Annotated in this window: 12 protein-coding genes; 1 reads left to right on the plus strand and 11 read right to left on the minus strand. The window is 43.6% G+C overall.

Annotated elements, in window-relative coordinates; all coding sequences use genetic code 11:
- Positions 1 to 11: 11 nt before the first annotated feature.
- The 4 genes from ACSLP7_RS08835 to ACSLP7_RS08850 form a co-directional block, all read right to left on the minus strand.
- Positions 12 to 968: a carbon-nitrogen hydrolase family protein gene (locus tag ACSLP7_RS08835; protein ID WP_435578952.1), complete on the minus strand. Its 957-nt coding sequence runs from the start codon at positions 966 to 968 to the stop codon at positions 12 to 14.
- A complete protein-coding gene (locus ACSLP7_RS08840) occupies positions 968 to 1,873 on the minus strand; it encodes a geranylgeranylglycerol-phosphate geranylgeranyltransferase (RefSeq protein WP_435578953.1) in 906 nt (301 codons plus the stop codon). The genes ACSLP7_RS08835 and ACSLP7_RS08840 overlap by 1 nt, the downstream gene beginning before the upstream one ends.
- A gap of 36 nt (positions 1,874 to 1,909) precedes the next feature.
- On the minus strand, positions 1,910 to 2,848 hold the full coding sequence (locus ACSLP7_RS08845) for a mevalonate kinase family protein (protein ID WP_435578954.1): 939 nt from the start codon (positions 2,846 to 2,848) through the stop codon (positions 1,910 to 1,912).
- Between the two features lie 114 nt (positions 2,849 to 2,962).
- Positions 2,963 to 4,048: a diphosphomevalonate/mevalonate 3,5-bisphosphate decarboxylase family protein gene (locus tag ACSLP7_RS08850; RefSeq protein ID WP_435579042.1), complete on the minus strand. Its 1,086-nt coding sequence runs from the start codon at positions 4,046 to 4,048 to the stop codon at positions 2,963 to 2,965.
- A 106-nt stretch (positions 4,049 to 4,154) separates the two neighbouring features.
- Here ACSLP7_RS08850 and ACSLP7_RS08855 point away from each other — a divergent pair, with 106 nt between their 5' ends.
- Complete coding sequence (locus tag ACSLP7_RS08855; RefSeq protein ID WP_435578955.1) at positions 4,155 to 4,709, plus strand: TetR/AcrR family transcriptional regulator; 555 nt, start codon at positions 4,155 to 4,157, stop codon at positions 4,707 to 4,709.
- Here the strand turns inward: ACSLP7_RS08855 and ACSLP7_RS08860 are convergent.
- The 7 genes from ACSLP7_RS08860 to ACSLP7_RS08890 all read right to left on the minus strand — a co-directional run bounded on the left by ACSLP7_RS08860 (position 4,699) and on the right by ACSLP7_RS08890 (position 14,774).
- Complete coding sequence (locus ACSLP7_RS08860) at positions 4,699 to 5,931, minus strand: NAD(P)/FAD-dependent oxidoreductase (protein ID WP_435578956.1); 1,233 nt, start codon at positions 5,929 to 5,931, stop codon at positions 4,699 to 4,701. The genes ACSLP7_RS08855 and ACSLP7_RS08860 overlap by 11 nt on opposite strands.
- Positions 5,932 to 5,934: 3 nt before the next feature.
- The gene (locus ACSLP7_RS08865) at positions 5,935 to 6,876 is read right to left on the minus strand and encodes a carbohydrate kinase family protein (RefSeq protein WP_435578957.1); all 942 of its coding nucleotides are present in this window, start codon (positions 6,874 to 6,876) and stop codon (positions 5,935 to 5,937) included.
- Between the two features lies 1 nt (position 6,877).
- The gene (locus tag ACSLP7_RS08870; RefSeq protein WP_435578958.1) at positions 6,878 to 8,743 is read right to left on the minus strand and encodes a trehalase family glycosidase; all 1,866 of its coding nucleotides are present in this window, start codon (positions 8,741 to 8,743) and stop codon (positions 6,878 to 6,880) included.
- A gap of 16 nt (positions 8,744 to 8,759) precedes the next feature.
- Positions 8,760 to 9,998, minus strand: coding sequence for an MFS transporter (locus ACSLP7_RS08875; RefSeq protein ID WP_435578959.1), 1,239 nt, complete (start codon positions 9,996 to 9,998; stop codon positions 8,760 to 8,762).
- Positions 9,998 to 11,323: an MFS transporter gene (locus tag ACSLP7_RS08880; RefSeq protein WP_435578960.1), complete on the minus strand. Its 1,326-nt coding sequence runs from the start codon at positions 11,321 to 11,323 to the stop codon at positions 9,998 to 10,000. Before ACSLP7_RS08880 ends, ACSLP7_RS08875 begins: the two co-directional genes overlap by 1 nt.
- Positions 11,324 to 11,446: 123 nt before the next feature.
- Positions 11,447 to 12,631 (minus strand): glycoside hydrolase 100 family protein, encoded by a 1,185-nt coding sequence (locus ACSLP7_RS08885; RefSeq protein ID WP_435578961.1) that lies wholly within the window; start codon positions 12,629 to 12,631, stop codon positions 11,447 to 11,449.
- Positions 12,632 to 12,638: 7 nt separating this feature from the next.
- Positions 12,639 to 14,774: a glycoside hydrolase family 97 protein gene (locus ACSLP7_RS08890; RefSeq protein WP_435578962.1), complete on the minus strand. Its 2,136-nt coding sequence runs from the start codon at positions 14,772 to 14,774 to the stop codon at positions 12,639 to 12,641.
- Position 14,775: the final 1 nt, after the last annotated feature.

Raw genomic sequence — 14,775 nt, forward strand, 5'->3', positions numbered from 1 at the left:
TGCAAAAATTTTTAATCGTTAAAACTTACTGTAGACTGTCTGGCCCTATTGACTTGAAGCTGAGTCACGTCTGGACGTGAATAATGACCAACCGGGTCAAAGTTCTGGCGTTCTTGTAAAACCCGCTCGTAATCGAGTTCTGCGTAGATATTGCCCTCTTCATGCAAAACCGGACGAATGATCCACTCACCGTCGGGACCGGCAATAGCGCTTCCGCCATTGGCCATAACATCCGGAGCATTTTTAAGCAACTCTTCTAAATATGGGGTATCCTTTGGAAAATCCGAAGGACGCATTAAAGCAGAAACAGAGATCACATAACTCCTGCCTTCACGAGCCATGAATCTGGTGATGTCCTTGGTGTTGTGATCACTTCCCGGCCACACGGCTATGTGTAGGTCTTCTCCTTGCGCATAGAGGGACGCACGCGGCAGAGGCATCCAATTCTCCCAGCAATTCAAGCCTCCGGCCGTGAAACGCTTTAAAGGATGTACCCGCAAACCGTGGCCATCTCCTGGTGACCAAGTGAGTCGTTCATCGTAGGTGGGTTGTAATTTTCTATGTACCGATTGGATTTTTCCTTGTTGATCGATATAGACCAGTGAAGCATAAATACTTTTTCCGCCGCGATCTAATGGACGTTCAATAATTCCTAGATAAACGGCCATCTGATGTTTAGCGGCTAAAGCGCATACGGCATCGAGCTCTCCTTTTTCAATACAAATTGCATTGTTCACATAATGAGCATGTAGGGTTTTGTTGATGTCTAAATTCCAGCCAGCACCATGAGTCAGGGCCAACCAAAAAGGGTAACCTGGAACTACGCCTTCTCCAAACACGATCAGCTCTGTGCCTTCATCAGCGGCCTGATTCATTTGGTCCAAGACCTTATCTAGGGTTGCTGATTTATTTAACCAAACCGGCGCAATCTGCGCCATGGCTACTTTAAGGGTGTTTGAATTGCTCATTATAAAAATCGTTTCAGGATCAGATCGACATTGATCAGTACTATACTAAAGACGCCCAGGACTATGATTCCTTTCAATAGGCCGTGTAAAATTAAGTAATGTAATTTTCGCTTGGAACGCCAAAGGACAACTAAAAATAAGATCAAGGCCAGTGCGCTTGCGTAAAAGTAATAGTCCATATAACCCACCTCAAAATACCTCAGCAGTAAGGCAATGGGCACTAGCGTAGTCAAACAAAGGGCTGAAATCAGACCTTTTGCAACACGCTCTCCATAAACCACAGGTACGGTTTTATAGTTCAAGGTGAGGTCTCCAGTTAAGTTTTCAAGGTCTTTGACAACCTCTCGCATCCACAACAACAAAAACAAAAAGGTCGCATGCACAAAAATGACCGTGTCAAAATTGCGGTAATAGATAAACACCGCAAAGAATGGAGTTACAGAAAGCATTGCGGCAATGATATTGCCCAGCCCAGTAATTCTTTTAAGCTTATGCGAGTACAACCAAATTCCAAAAATATAGGCGGAAAAGAAGATCACTGCCCTAAAGGACACATAACTGGCGAAGATCACCGAGAAGAAGTTCAGCACAAAGTACACGCTGAGTTTGGTTCGCTGACTGACCAGGCGATCCAGCATAGACTTTCGCGGTCGGTTGATCAGATCCTTTTCACTGTCGTAAAAATTATTGATAATATATCCAGAGGCTATTGCCACTGAAGAGGCCAAGACCAGCATCAACAAATTGGGATCAAAAACCACCTCTTTTAAAGGTAATTGAGGCGCCAAAATATAAATGGACGTCAGGTATTGAGCGAGGACTAAAACGAGAACATTATAGCCGCGTACCACTGAAAACAAACTCAGTGCCTTGGTAATAAGCAGTTTGTTTTTGCGAGACAACATCCTGTTGTGAACTATTGAAAGTTGGGGGTATTTCTTTTAAAAGGTATAAACTACCTCGAGCTTATGGCCTTGTAAAGCTTGGCGCGCCTTATCCATGTCTTGCGTGAACCCTAGCATATAGCCTCCCCCACCAGAACCGCATAGTTTGAGGTAATACGCATTGGTTTCAATTCCTTTCTTCCAAAGGGTATGAAACTCTTTAGGGATCATCGGTTTGAAGTTGTCTAAAACAACTTTTGAAAGGTCTTTTACATTTCTGAACAGGGAACTTACATCGCCTTTTAAAAAGTCCTCTACGCAGGCATCAGTATGCTTGACAAACTGATCCTTAAGCATTTTTCTAAAGCCTTCTTGCTTCATGTTTTCCATAAAGATCTGCACCATAGGAGCAGTTTCTCCAGTGGTTCCGCTATCCAATAAGAAAACGGCACCTTGACCTTGTTGGTCTTGCGAAGGAATCCCAGCAGGCTCAATACTGTCTTTGGAATTGATCAAAATAGGTAGGCTCAAATAGCTGTTCAATGGATCCAAACCGGATGATTTGCCGTGGAAAAAGGATTCCATAGCGCCAAAGATCTGCTTGAGCTGTAAGAGCTTTTCTCTGGTTAGATTTTCTAATACGGTAATCTTCTCACTGGCGTATTTATCATAAACCGCAGCCACCAACGCACCGCTACTTCCAACTCCGTACCCTTCTGGGATGCTTGAATCAAAATACAAGCCGTTGGCAACGTCTGCTTCTAATGCTTCCATATCAAATTGAACCAATTCCGGCTGCTGTTGCTGCAAGTCTTTGAGATGCGCAGCAAAGCGCTCTAAGCTTTGATTGGATCTTCTCGTAGCCACAGTTTTGTGGGCATCAATCTTTAAAGCTCCGTTGTAAAAGTTATACGGTATGGATAGTCCTTTGGAATCCTTGATGATGCCATATTCACCAAAGAGCAAGATTTTAGAATAAAAGAGCGGTCCTCTCATGATATAGTATTGGGCGAAGATTAGCTCAAAACGTTACAACTAACCTCTTATTACAAAAATACAATATGATTTTGACATTAACAGTAAAATACTGACAATTTAAATCCTTGAGAATTATAGCCTTAGCGCGCCTTGACCTACCTGATCGTGGATGAAAGCCCCTTCTTTGCAATGCGCCTTAAGCTCATTTTCAATCAAATCTCGTACTTGCTGTTTATGCTGAGCTGGATACAAAAGATGCACATTAGCGCCGGCATCTAAGGTGAAACATGCTGGAATACCAGTCTCTTTTCTAAAGCTCCAGATCTTATTGATTATGGCCAGTGTGGCCGGTTTCATCAGAATAAAATAAGGTGAAGAAGTCAACATCATTGCATGAAGACTCAATGCTTCAGATTCTACCAAAGTAATAAAGGCGTCAAGATCTCCTGACGCTAATATTGGCTTAATAGCCTGCATATTGTTATTTGCCTGATCAAATCGTTGCTCGGCAAATGGGTGGCCGTGCATCAAACCGTGACCTACGGTGCTGCTCACTATTTTCTCACCGGTGTCTACCAAAAGGACGGTGTCACAGAAATCGTGAAAAACCTCATGCACAGCTTCTGGATAAGGAACCGCAAAAAGATCGCTAGAACCTGCAATTTCTTGATGCTCACCCCAGACTACCAAACCGCCGTCTATACTTCGTGCGGCACTTCCGGAACCCAATCGAGCCAAAAAGGATGCCTTCTTTTTAAAACCTTCCTCAGAAAGACCATTCCCGTTAAGCTGAGCTTCCAAGTCCAACAAACAAAGAGCGAGAGCACTCATTCCGCTGGCTGAAGAGGCGATACCACTACTATGAGGAAAACTGTTACTGGTATGCACGGTGAAGCTGTAATCCTCCAAAAAAGGAAGATAGGGCATGGCTATGGTGAAGAATTTTTCAATTTTGGGAACAAAATCAGGTTGCGCTTTTCCGTCCAGGAGGACCGTAATGTCAAAACCCTGGTCTTGTTTGGATTGAAATTCCAAACGCGTGGAGGTTGCACAATGATCCAATGTAAAACTGATTGAGGTGTTCTTAGGCAATTGTTGCCCATGCTTTCCCCAATACTTGACCAAGGCAATATTACTCGGAGATTTCCAGGCTACAGAACCTGATTCAACAGAATTGGTGTAGGGTTTTGGAACGAATTCCTGATGCAGTGCTGACATGGGTACAAAGATACTGATATTGGAAGGAATCGGTGGGCGTGGAAAAAAGGAGAAGTTCGGTTGAGAATCTTTTTTGTACATTTATAAAATGAACGTTCATTCATAAATGAAAAAAGAACGCTTACTTATTGCCGCCACTTCGCTTGCTGCCCAACAGGGACTCCATGCTACTTCTATGAAGTCCATTGCAAGGCAAGCCAATATAGCCATAGGGACCATTTACCAATTCTACGCCTCCAAAGATGAACTTTACGGGAATCTGCTTAAGCAGTTCTATCAAAAATTGAACAATAGCATTGAAATCTTAGATTTGGAACTGGACTTTATTCCTTTAATGGAGCAAGCATACCAGAGTTTAATTGATGCCTTAAAGAAAGATCCAACCGCATTTGAGCTCTTTCTGCAACTGCGCACCTTAAACAACTATACTCCCTTTGCCAGAGCACAGCGAGAAGAACTGGAGCAACAACTGGCTAAAATCGCAGAGGTCGGTAAGTCGGCGGTGCTGATCAAGAACTTTTCAAATAAAACAGCGGGTAAACTCTTCTTTGAACAAATTTGCACTCATGCCAAGTTGGCCATAGACCAACCTCATGAGCAAGCTTGGAATACCCCTGAACTTTTTACTCAGGCTGCTATATCGAGTTTGCTTAAAGACTAGTAGCGATTCCTTGAGCGATTAGATAACCGCCCGTCCAAGCATTTTGAAAATTAAAGCCACCCGTAAGCGCATCTACATCAATTACCTCGCCTGCCAAGTGTAATCCTGAAATAACACGACTTTCAAAAGACTTAAAATTGACCTCATGTAGCGCCACTCCTCCTGCAGTTACGAACTCATCTTTATAGGTGCTTTTTCCATTCACAGTGTAGGTGTCTCCAAGTATAGTATTACTGAGTTCTTCCAGTTTTTTGTTGGACTGATCACTCCAGAGACCTTTAGGATCCAATCCTGAACGCTCTAAAAGGTAGTTCCAAAGTCGTTTGGGCATCTCCAAGGTATTGCCATTGCTTAATTGTTGTTTAGCTCGATCCAAACGAAGCTTTTTAAAGGCTTCTTGTAATTGCTCCGGATGCATATCTACCCATCTAACTTTGATGCTGAATTTATATTCACAAGCGGACAGCTCTCTAGCCGCAACCGCAGAAAGTTTTAAGATTCCAGGGCCGCTCAATCCCCAATGGGTTACTAAAACAGGGCCGCTTTGAGAAAGCCAAGGCTTCAGGTTTTCATCCAACAGTTGTACATCTGCAAGCTGACTCAGACCTTGAAGGGCCAACAACTCAGGCTCATTTATATTGAATGTGAATAGCGAAGGTACTGGCGAAACTATAGAATGCCCTTTTTTAGCCAACAGTTGCCAGATCTTTTTAGAACTCCCCGCAGTAATTACCAAACGTTTTGTAGTGTAGTCAGCCGTCGCGGTGTTTACTTGAAATCCAGTGTCAACAGCTTCAAAATCAACTACATTCTGGGAAAGTTTTACTTCTATATTGAACCGATTTGCTTCGGATTCCAGACAGTCAATAATGCTTTGAGAACTATCAGTTACAGGAAACATTCGGCCATCCTCCTCGATTTTAAGCGGAACCCCTCGCTCTTCAAACCAAGCGACAGTATCACCAGTCATAAACTTATGAAAGGGACCTAGCAATTCCTTTTCACCTCTAGGGTAATAGGTCGTTAAGGTTCTTGGATCAAATTCAGCATGAGTTACATTACAACGTCCACCACCCGAAATTCTAACTTTTTGTAGAACCGCTTTTGACTTTTCCAAGATCACGATTTTGAGCTCCGGACGAGCTTCTGCCAAATTGATCGCTGTGAAAAAGCCTGCTGCTCCACCTCCAACAATCACCACATCGTAGGTGAAATTTTCCATTACTTAAAGGTTGAGAACAGTGTGTAGCATACTGGCATAATCAGGGATCCGCCCAACATTCTGCAATTTGATCGCAGCAGTTTTAAGACCTGTACTCATACAATCTCTTGGCGCCATTTCCTTGAGATACGCAAATAAGAAACCGCTCCAAAAAGCATCTCCTGCTCCGGTTGCATCCATGATCTTTTCTACCTTCATTGCGGGTAATTCTATAGGTGCTTCGCCCGGTTGTGAAAGCATAGCACCTTTTTTACCCAAAGTCAAACAGATCATTTTAGCACCCCAATCATGCAGGGTTTTAAACAGTTCATCAGGTGCCATAGGATAACCAAAAATTCGCTCCACATCATCTAAACTGGCTTTGATCAGGGGATTCATGGCACAGTAATTCTTGACTACTTCTAAGGCCTCCGCGCGGTCTGGCCAAATGGAAGGCGCATAATTGATATCAATACTCAAGGTAGCTCCAGCAGCATGAGCCTGTGATGCTGCGGCAAGGATACTGGATCTTGCAGGTTGTCTACTCAATCCAAAACAGCTGCAGTGGAACAAACGGGTATTTTTAAGGTTTTCAGTTGGTAGATGTTTTTCACTGATTTGGAAGTCTGCTCCGCGCATCGGGATAAACTCCGGACTACCCTCAGTCCGGGACACAAAGATCACTGTGGTTGGGTGTGCGTCGACCTCTTGCAAACCTTTGAGGTTTATCTCAGCTTCCTCAAAACGGGCTTTGATATAGGTGCCAAAACCGTCTTTACCAATAGCAGCGATCAAGCCTACATTCAATCCGAATCGGGCTAAATTCATCGCAACATTGGTAGGTGATCCGCCCAAATACCTATGATAGTCTTTGATCTCGGCTATGGGTTTTTCTTTTTGGTTTCCGATAAAATCAATCAAAGTCTCACCGGCGCAAATGATATCTAGTTGTTGGTTCTGTGACATCTTAAAATAAATCTTCAGGAGGAGTTAAAGCGTTGAGCTCCTCGCGTAATTGGTCTGTTAAAAAAGTAAGGCCGTACTGGAAAGAAGCATTCATCCATCCAAAGCCTTCTGTAGTTATGTATTCAAATTCTGTCCCTACGTTCCCGTATTCTGCAAAGACTAAATGGGTGGCTTGTACCACGTCGTATTTCTCCGGAATGGTTCCGTTATAATCGGTTGCATTGCGAACAATCATATAGAGCCAGCGATATACCACTTCATGCAATTGCCCAGTGTATCCATAGTCATGAAGGCCTTTCCAGATCATCATTTGGTGAGGCGCCCAACCGTTGGGGTAATCCCACTGACGTTGAGGTCTTTCAGGGCCAACAGATCCTCGACTTTCTCCATCACAGGAGGCAATTCCGCCTTTCTCCAAGAGCTTTGGCAATAGATTTTCCACCAAAGACGCTGCTTGCTGCTCGGAAGCCAATCCACACCAAAGCGGGGTTAAAGCGGTAGCAGAATTAAAGACGACCTGCTCTTGTTTCTGAACATCATAATCGTAATAAACACCGTCGGATTCGTTCCACAGATACTGATCCACCTGCTTTTTTCGTTCGGCTGCTGCCTTCTCAAACTGATTGCTGTGATAAACTTTATCTCCAACCACAAAATGATCTTCAAAGACCGTTTTAATCAACTCGGCAAAGTCAGTTTCATATTTATACAAAAAGGCATTGAGCTCTACCAAGGCCATATCAGCGCAACGGCCTTCTATTCGGTAAGAAGTATCGTGGCCAGACTCTCGGACAGTACGGTCATGAACAAAATAGTCATCTAGTTCTGCATTGATTATGGAACCACTTGAATAGGCTTCAATAAAAGCTTCAATACTCAAACCAGCTTGTTCTGCATAGGGTTTTAGAACGGCATCATAATGCCCAAATTCTGCCTCTGGCGTGATCCCGATTCCCTCGGCCAAAAAACGATTCAAACCAATTGCAGTAAGGCGCTTTCCTGGAACCATCCAAACAGTTTCGTATTCCTTTATGGCTGTTGCTAAATGTGAAGCCAACCATTGAACATCCTTGTTTTTCTCAAAGACCTCTCTAATCTGACTGGAATAAAATGGCGGTTGTGTACGAGTTAAATAATAAGAACGGTTGGCATTGAGAATCTTGCCGTAATGTTGAATCTGGTACTGGAAATTGTCTGCCATGGATTGCGCTAAATGCGACTTCCCATCCAAGTGCAATCCTATACTTTCAAAATAAGAATCCCAACCGTACATTTCATTAAAACGACCTCCGGGTACCACAAATGGAGCTCCGAGAACAACATCACCTTCTTGATACAAGCGCAAGGCCAGAATCCCAGGTTTGTCGTTTAGATCTGCCACGTAACGTGCAGAAATATCTTCAGGTAAGCGAACCACTTCAATAGGATGCTCCGATTCTAAGGCTTTATAATAATCATAGCCCATCTGATCTTGATAGGGCACATATACTTTGAGTTGTTGTTCGGCTAAAAATTCGTTCTTTGTATCTGAGACAAGAGCCGCTATTCCATCGGCATCAATACTGCGGGTAAGCCCGTGCCAAAAATAAGTACGAATCATTCTGGAAACCCGATCCGCTGGAGGTTCCTCCAATTTGCTCAAAGGTATGATTGCCTCTGTCTGATCACCGCGCCCAGAGATAACCAATTCTTGCAACAGATTGGACAGGACATAAGTGCCTTTTAGGGTATGAACAGCACCTGTTGTGCTGGTCAATGCAAAGGACTTGGGTCCTTGATCATTGATGGTGATCTTCTTGTCTCCATCAGTATCTTCTTGAGTCAAAAGCTCCTTAAGCGTTTGTGCTATATTGACTTTGAATTCCATGAAACTTTCTTCTGATTTAAGCCGTTAACGCTCTTTGTTTTTGAATCATGCGGTAGAATATCCAGATCGCAATCAGGATCAAGGTCACCGGAACTAGCGCAAAATAGAAGGCAGTAGCACCGTCATAGGCCTCAAAAACATGTCCTGTGATAATAGAACCTGTGGTGCCTCCCAAAGCAGAGAAGATCACAATAAGTCCAGAGACCGAACTGTGCATATGCTTGGGTTGCGAACTGAGTATTGTCGAATTGATCGTCGGATAGATCGGTGCCAAAAAGAAGCCCAATAAAGGCATCAAATAGACTACCAAAGGTGCGTTGGTCCAGCTGATATCTCCGCTTACTTCACTATTTCCTGCCAGAGGTAAAGCCAGCAATATGATCGCAGCCACGGCAATTAAACAGACCGACAATACATAGATCCATTTGATTCTAGCCAAGACTGCTCCAGAGGCGAATCGGCCGATCATAGTTGCTCCTCCCAATACGGCTCCAGCTTGTATCGCCATAGAAGAAGGGGTATTGAGAATATCTTGATAAAAGGTCGGAAACCAAGTTTGGAAGCTCTGCTCGATAAGAACGTACAAGAACACGCTCACAATAAACACCAATACCAATGGCTTAGCAATGGTTGTGAACATCTCATAAAAATCTTCTTTTAAACTGCGCGATTCGATCTTAGCTGCACTTTCATCCAATTTAGAGAACCACAGCACCACTAAGGCCAATAGAGACAATGCGCCGAGGAACCAATACATATTGTACCATTCTTGTGACTTCGGATTTGCATCGTCCACAAACAAACTAAAGGCAACGTTTCCAACCAGGATCCCAGCCATAAAAAAAGCTTCCAAAACACTCATAAAACTGGCGTGCTGTTTGGCGTCATCAGTAACTAAACCGATGGTTGCAAAAACTGAAACTTTAATCAGCGCGAAGGAAATTCCAATGGCCATAAAGAGGACTTTAAAATACCAAAAGGCATCTGTAAATGGCATCAAACAACAACATCCTGCAACTAATATGAGCCCAATGATCATGGAGCGTTTTAGACCGATCTTAGGCAAAAAGGAAGCCAGCAAAAAGGAGGTTATTGCGATTGGAAGATCTTTAAATCCCTCTAAGACACTCGCAGCATCTTTGGTGATATCATAATTGCGTTGCACCTGAAGGATCACCGTTCCCACACTGTTCAATAGGATCGCAAAAACGAAATAATTGAGCAGTAATGCGATTTTAATTCCCAGTCCTTTCATTAGGCTTCGTTTTGAGCTTTATTCACATTGAGTCGCATGGCTAATGCTGCAGAGATGATAAAGAACACTCCAGCAAATAATATGGCATTAACTGCGTTTCCGCCCATCAAATGCTCCAAGATTGGTCCAAAAGTCAAAGTTTGAATCCCCATTGGGATCACGATCATCATGTTTAAAATACCCATATACACCCCGCGTCTGTCTTGAGGAACGATTTTAGATACCATGGAATAGGGTATCCCCATCATGGCCGCCCAACCAATACCGAACAGGATCATTGGGAACAAGACCGTGACAGAATCATTGATATGCGGAATGGCTAAGAGAGCCAAACCGGTGCCCAACAAACTCAAGGCGTAAATCTTCTTGCCGCCAAAACGGACCATAAGCGGCACTAAGGCTAAGGCAACGATCATGGTGGTAATATTGTACGTACTGCTCATTTTAGCAGCCTGTGCAAGGGCCTCAGACTTATCAAAGCCCATGGTCTTTTCAAACATCGGCGCAATCATCTGCCAATAACAGAACAGCGCATACCATTGGAATAGATAGACTCCAGAGAGTTTCCACATGAACTTAGGCATGTCTTTGACCGCTTCTTTGATCTCTAAGAAAGGCTGCCGCACCTTTTGCATAAATGGCAGTTTTTTCTGCCGTTTGATTTCTTCGTATTCCTCGTCGGACGGAGGTATTTCTGGCGTGGTATAAACCGACCAGCCAATGGTTATCACAGAGAGTGCGGCTCCTATGAAAAAGGAATAATACAACCAAGTAGGAATGGTTCCTGCTGTTTCCACAGCATCGCCGCCAAACCAGTCTTGGAAGAGAAAGATCGATAGATTCGCAATTACGATTCCTGCTCCCACAAAAAGACTCTGCATTTGATACCCCAGACTCAATTGTTTTTCTGGCAACTTATCTCCCACAAAGGCGCGGTAAGGCTCCATAGCCATATTGTTTCCAACATCTAAGATCCAAAGTAGACCAACAGCAAACCACAATTCTGGACTGTACGGGAACAAGAAAAGACAGATACTTCCTAAAAGGGCACCAATCAAAAAGAAGGGTTTTCGCCTTCCCCATTTGGGAGACCAGGTTTTATCAGAAATAGCTCCAATAATAGGCTGTACGATCAGACCAGTTACAGGGCCAGCGATATTGAGCAAGGGCAGATCTTCTGGCTGCGCTCCTAAGAATGAAAAGATGGGATTGATCGCAGTTTGCTGCAGTCCAAAACTGAATTGGATGCCCAAAAAACCAACATTCATATTAAAGATCTGCCAAAAAGATAGTTGCGGCTTCGGAATCTTAGAAATGATACTCATACCTGTTTATTTAGTTGCGAATGAGTACCTAATATCTGCAATTTTTTAGGCATTTCTAAGAATAGCTCCCACAAATTGAGATATACGCAACGAAAACGTTATCGAAAGGGTGAATTGTTAATTTTAGTGGAAGACCGTTGTGCGCTCTTTTGCTTGTATCATTCGGAGCGCTTCTTGCATAAAGATCACACCAGACGCACTGTAGCCCATTTGAGTTTTACCACCTAGAGATTTGCTGATGGGGTTGAAGTATTCCTGATACGCCCAGTCTGATTTTGAAAGCAACTCTTGCTCAAAGGCGCTAATGATCTCGGACACTAATTCTGATTCACCTTGTGCCGCCAATCCTAGGGTAAACAAGCCCATCCAAACGGGCCAAACCCCTCCATTATGGAAATCTCCCGGATGGTTTTTAAAACTGTAAGAGTAGTTGGTTTTGAGCAGATTCCAGTCGTAAGAATCCTCATTGATCACCGGCCAAAATGCTGGAATTAAACAGGCGCCTGTCTCTTGCTTAAACCCGCTAACACGGCCGTGCAATGCCTCTTTTTGAGCTTCACTTAAATCCCAATACAACAAAGCTAAAGCATTACCTCCTGCGTCAAATCTGAGGTCGTATAAGCCGGGTAAAACAAAAGCTGCAAAATTCTGAACGCCTTTATCTAGAGCATCCTCAAAACCTGCTTTATGGTGGGCTAGATCGGTATTTTTAGACTCTGGCCAAAAATTGATCAGACTCTTTTGATCCACATCAAAACCACGATCATAACCCAATTCGGCGAGGGCTTTTTCTCCCAACATCCGCAGTAAATTGTCATAGAGCGTATAACCGTGAATCGGGTATTCATCTGCCCAATTGCCACTCAAAGGCGTGTAAAGCCAGCCTTTGTTATTGAATTCTAAATTCACCAGATAAGTTCTGGTTTTCAGCACATTAGGTTTAATGCGATTCCAAGTAGTCTCATCTCCAGTATGTTTGAAATACAAACAAGCCCCGAGAATGAACCAGGTATTGGCATCGATACGACCAACTAGCGAGCCGTATGAGACCTTGCCGTTTCTAGGATCAACGTTAGAGGGAATAATTCCTTCTGCGGACTGATTCGCCGCTAAGGTTAAAAGAGACTGTTTGAATGCTTCTAGGTGTTTAGGAGCCTTTGTAATCAAAGCAGCCAAACCACAAACCATAGAATCACGAGACCATATACGTTTGTAATTGTCTTCATCTAAGGTGCTGGCTAAAAACCCATGAGATGTTGAAAGATCGTCTAAGAGTTGCCAAGCAATGGTTTTCTGAGCTGTAATCATGGTGGTGTTATTTTGCCATAATACTGATGGCAAAGCCACCACCTGCAGCCATTGGAATGGTGATCCTTGAATCTTTGGTCACTTCTACGGTTTCAATAGCATAAGCCGTAGGATTGTCGTTCCAATGGGCGCCATCACCGTCTTTGTAAATGGTAGCCGTATAGGTTTTGCCTTCTGGCAAAAAGTCAAAACTCACTTCTTGAGCACGAACAGTCTCACCGGTAATTCCGCCCACAAACCAGTTGTCAGATCCTCTTTCTTGTCGGGCAATTACCACGTAATCTCCAACTTCTCCGTCAAGAACTACAGACTGTTCCCAGTCTACAGCAACATCGCGGATGAACTGGAACGCAGGATGAATTTCTCCATCCACCATATAGTGCTCAGGCAGATCTGCTACCATTTGAATTGGGCTGTATATAACCACATACAAAGCGAGCTGTTGTGCTAGGGTTGTATTGAGTTGATTGGTTGTTTTGTACTCGTCAAACTTGATGTTGAATACCCCAGGGGTGAAATCAATTGGGCCAGAGAGCATGCGCGTAAAAGCAATTGTTGGCAAATGGCTTGGTGGGTTTCCTCCATCTGGAGACCAAGCATTAAACTCCTGCCCGCGCAATCCTTCTCTTGATATAGCATTGGGATAGGTTCTGCGTTTCCCTGTGGCTTTAATGGGCTCGTGGGCATTGATAGCTATTTTCTTTTTAGCCGCTTCTGTCAACACCTTGTGGTAGTGGTTGACCATCCATTGTCCGTGGTGATACTCCCCTTCTGGAATGATCTTCCCGACATAACCTGTCTTTACGGAATTCATGCCATTCTTCTTCATGAAATTGTACGCCACCTCCATTTGCTTTTCATAAGTACGTGGTGCTGCAGAGGTCTCGTGGTGCATGATCACCTCAACGCCTTTTTCTTTAGCGTAGGCCATTACGGCGTCAAAATCATAATCTGGATATGGAGTCATAAAGTCAAACACCCCTTCTCTATCGGTAGTGTTGATCCACTGATCCCACCCGGTATTCCAACCTTCGACTAAGAGGCCTTTAATACCGTTCTCTGAAGCAAAATCGATATAACGCATGGCATTTTCCGTAGTTGCTCCGTGACGAGAAGAATTCTTAGCCCCTTCAATATAAGTGTTCATGTCTTGGCTGCCTTCCATATCCCATGTCGATTTACCAATGTGCATCTCCCACCAAATCCCAACGTACTTCATCGGCGTGAAATAACTCACATCACCGATCTCGTTAGGCTCATTGAGGTTGACAATCAAATTGGATTCAATAAGATCTCCAGCAGATTCTCCGATCTGCATAGTACGCCATGGGGTGTTAAAAGGAACCGTCAATTTGGCTTTCCCACCTAGTCTTTCAGAACCTACCAACTCCGAAGTCATTTTGAAGTTTTGCGTATCAACTTTTAACGTCATCCCGGCATAGTTGGTCAAGTCTGCCTCGTGGAAGCTCAAATAAAGCCCGTCATCCGTTTTCATGGTTACCGGTGTATTCACAGCGTTCTCTGGAATATAAGTAGCTACAAGCGCCGGATGGTCTCGCATGGCTATGGCGTCAATAGCGCTGAATTTAGTATTGCTATAAAGCTGTTCGTAAATGTCCCAATCTCCCGGCAACCACCACACGTCGTGATCTCCGGTAAGAGCAAATTCCGTATGCTCATCCATAAGCAATACTTCCGTCATATATTCTTGTTCTGGGAACTCATAGCGCAAACCAAAACCGTCGTTGAAAACGCGAATGAAAATATTGAACTTTCTTGGTGAATCCCCTTGCTCACTATAACTCAATTTGAGCTCGTTATAGTTATTTTCAACCTCACGCTGCTCTCCCCAAGGCATTTCCCAGGTCTCGTCCTTGGAACTGGTGGTGGCTCCTTCAATAATCATATTTTTTCCAAGGTACTCCTGCCCTTTAAACTCAAAACCAACAGCAGAGGTATCAATAATAGTTTTTCCCTTATAACTCACCGTATATACAGGCGTACCTTCCGCATTTAAGGCAGTGTTAACCACCATATTGCCATCCGGAGAGGTAATACTACTTAGGGTTTGTTCCTTTGAACAAGAAATTGAAAAAATCGCCAGAGTAATTAAAGCGATCATCGCTCCAGTAAAAGTTCTCATA

It is taken from the genome of Gilvibacter sp. (genome assembly GCF_965601605.1).
In the GTDB taxonomy this organism is placed as follows: Bacteria; Bacteroidota; Bacteroidia; order Flavobacteriales; family Flavobacteriaceae; genus Gilvibacter.

What these genes read in the sequence shown, in the direction of transcription:
- ACSLP7_RS08835 (WP_435578952.1), bottom strand. Translation starts at nt 968, where the DNA reads ATGAGCAATTCAAACACCCTTAAAGTAGCCATGGCGCAGATTGCGCCG.
- ACSLP7_RS08840 (WP_435578953.1), bottom strand. Translation starts at nt 1,873, where the DNA reads ATGTTGTCTCGCAAAAACAAACTGCTTATTACCAAGGCACTGAGTTTG.
- ACSLP7_RS08845 (WP_435578954.1), bottom strand. Translation starts at nt 2,848, where the DNA reads ATGAGAGGACCGCTCTTTTATTCTAAAATCTTGCTCTTTGGTGAATAT.
- ACSLP7_RS08850 (WP_435579042.1), bottom strand. Translation starts at nt 4,048, where the DNA reads ATGTCAGCACTGCATCAGGAATTCGTTCCAAAACCCTACACCAATTCT.
- ACSLP7_RS08855 (WP_435578955.1), top strand. Translation starts at nt 4,155, where the DNA reads ATGAAAAAAGAACGCTTACTTATTGCCGCCACTTCGCTTGCTGCCCAA.
- ACSLP7_RS08860 (WP_435578956.1), bottom strand. Translation starts at nt 5,931, where the DNA reads ATGGAAAATTTCACCTACGATGTGGTGATTGTTGGAGGTGGAGCAGCA.
- ACSLP7_RS08865 (WP_435578957.1), bottom strand. Translation starts at nt 6,876, where the DNA reads ATGTCACAGAACCAACAACTAGATATCATTTGCGCCGGTGAGACTTTG.
- ACSLP7_RS08870 (WP_435578958.1), bottom strand. Translation starts at nt 8,743, where the DNA reads ATGGAATTCAAAGTCAATATAGCACAAACGCTTAAGGAGCTTTTGACT.
- ACSLP7_RS08875 (WP_435578959.1), bottom strand. Translation starts at nt 9,998, where the DNA reads ATGAAAGGACTGGGAATTAAAATCGCATTACTGCTCAATTATTTCGTT.
- ACSLP7_RS08880 (WP_435578960.1), bottom strand. Translation starts at nt 11,323, where the DNA reads ATGAGTATCATTTCTAAGATTCCGAAGCCGCAACTATCTTTTTGGCAG.
- ACSLP7_RS08885 (WP_435578961.1), bottom strand. Translation starts at nt 12,631, where the DNA reads ATGATTACAGCTCAGAAAACCATTGCTTGGCAACTCTTAGACGATCTT.
- ACSLP7_RS08890 (WP_435578962.1), bottom strand. Translation starts at nt 14,774, where the DNA reads ATGAGAACTTTTACTGGAGCGATGATCGCTTTAATTACTCTGGCGATT.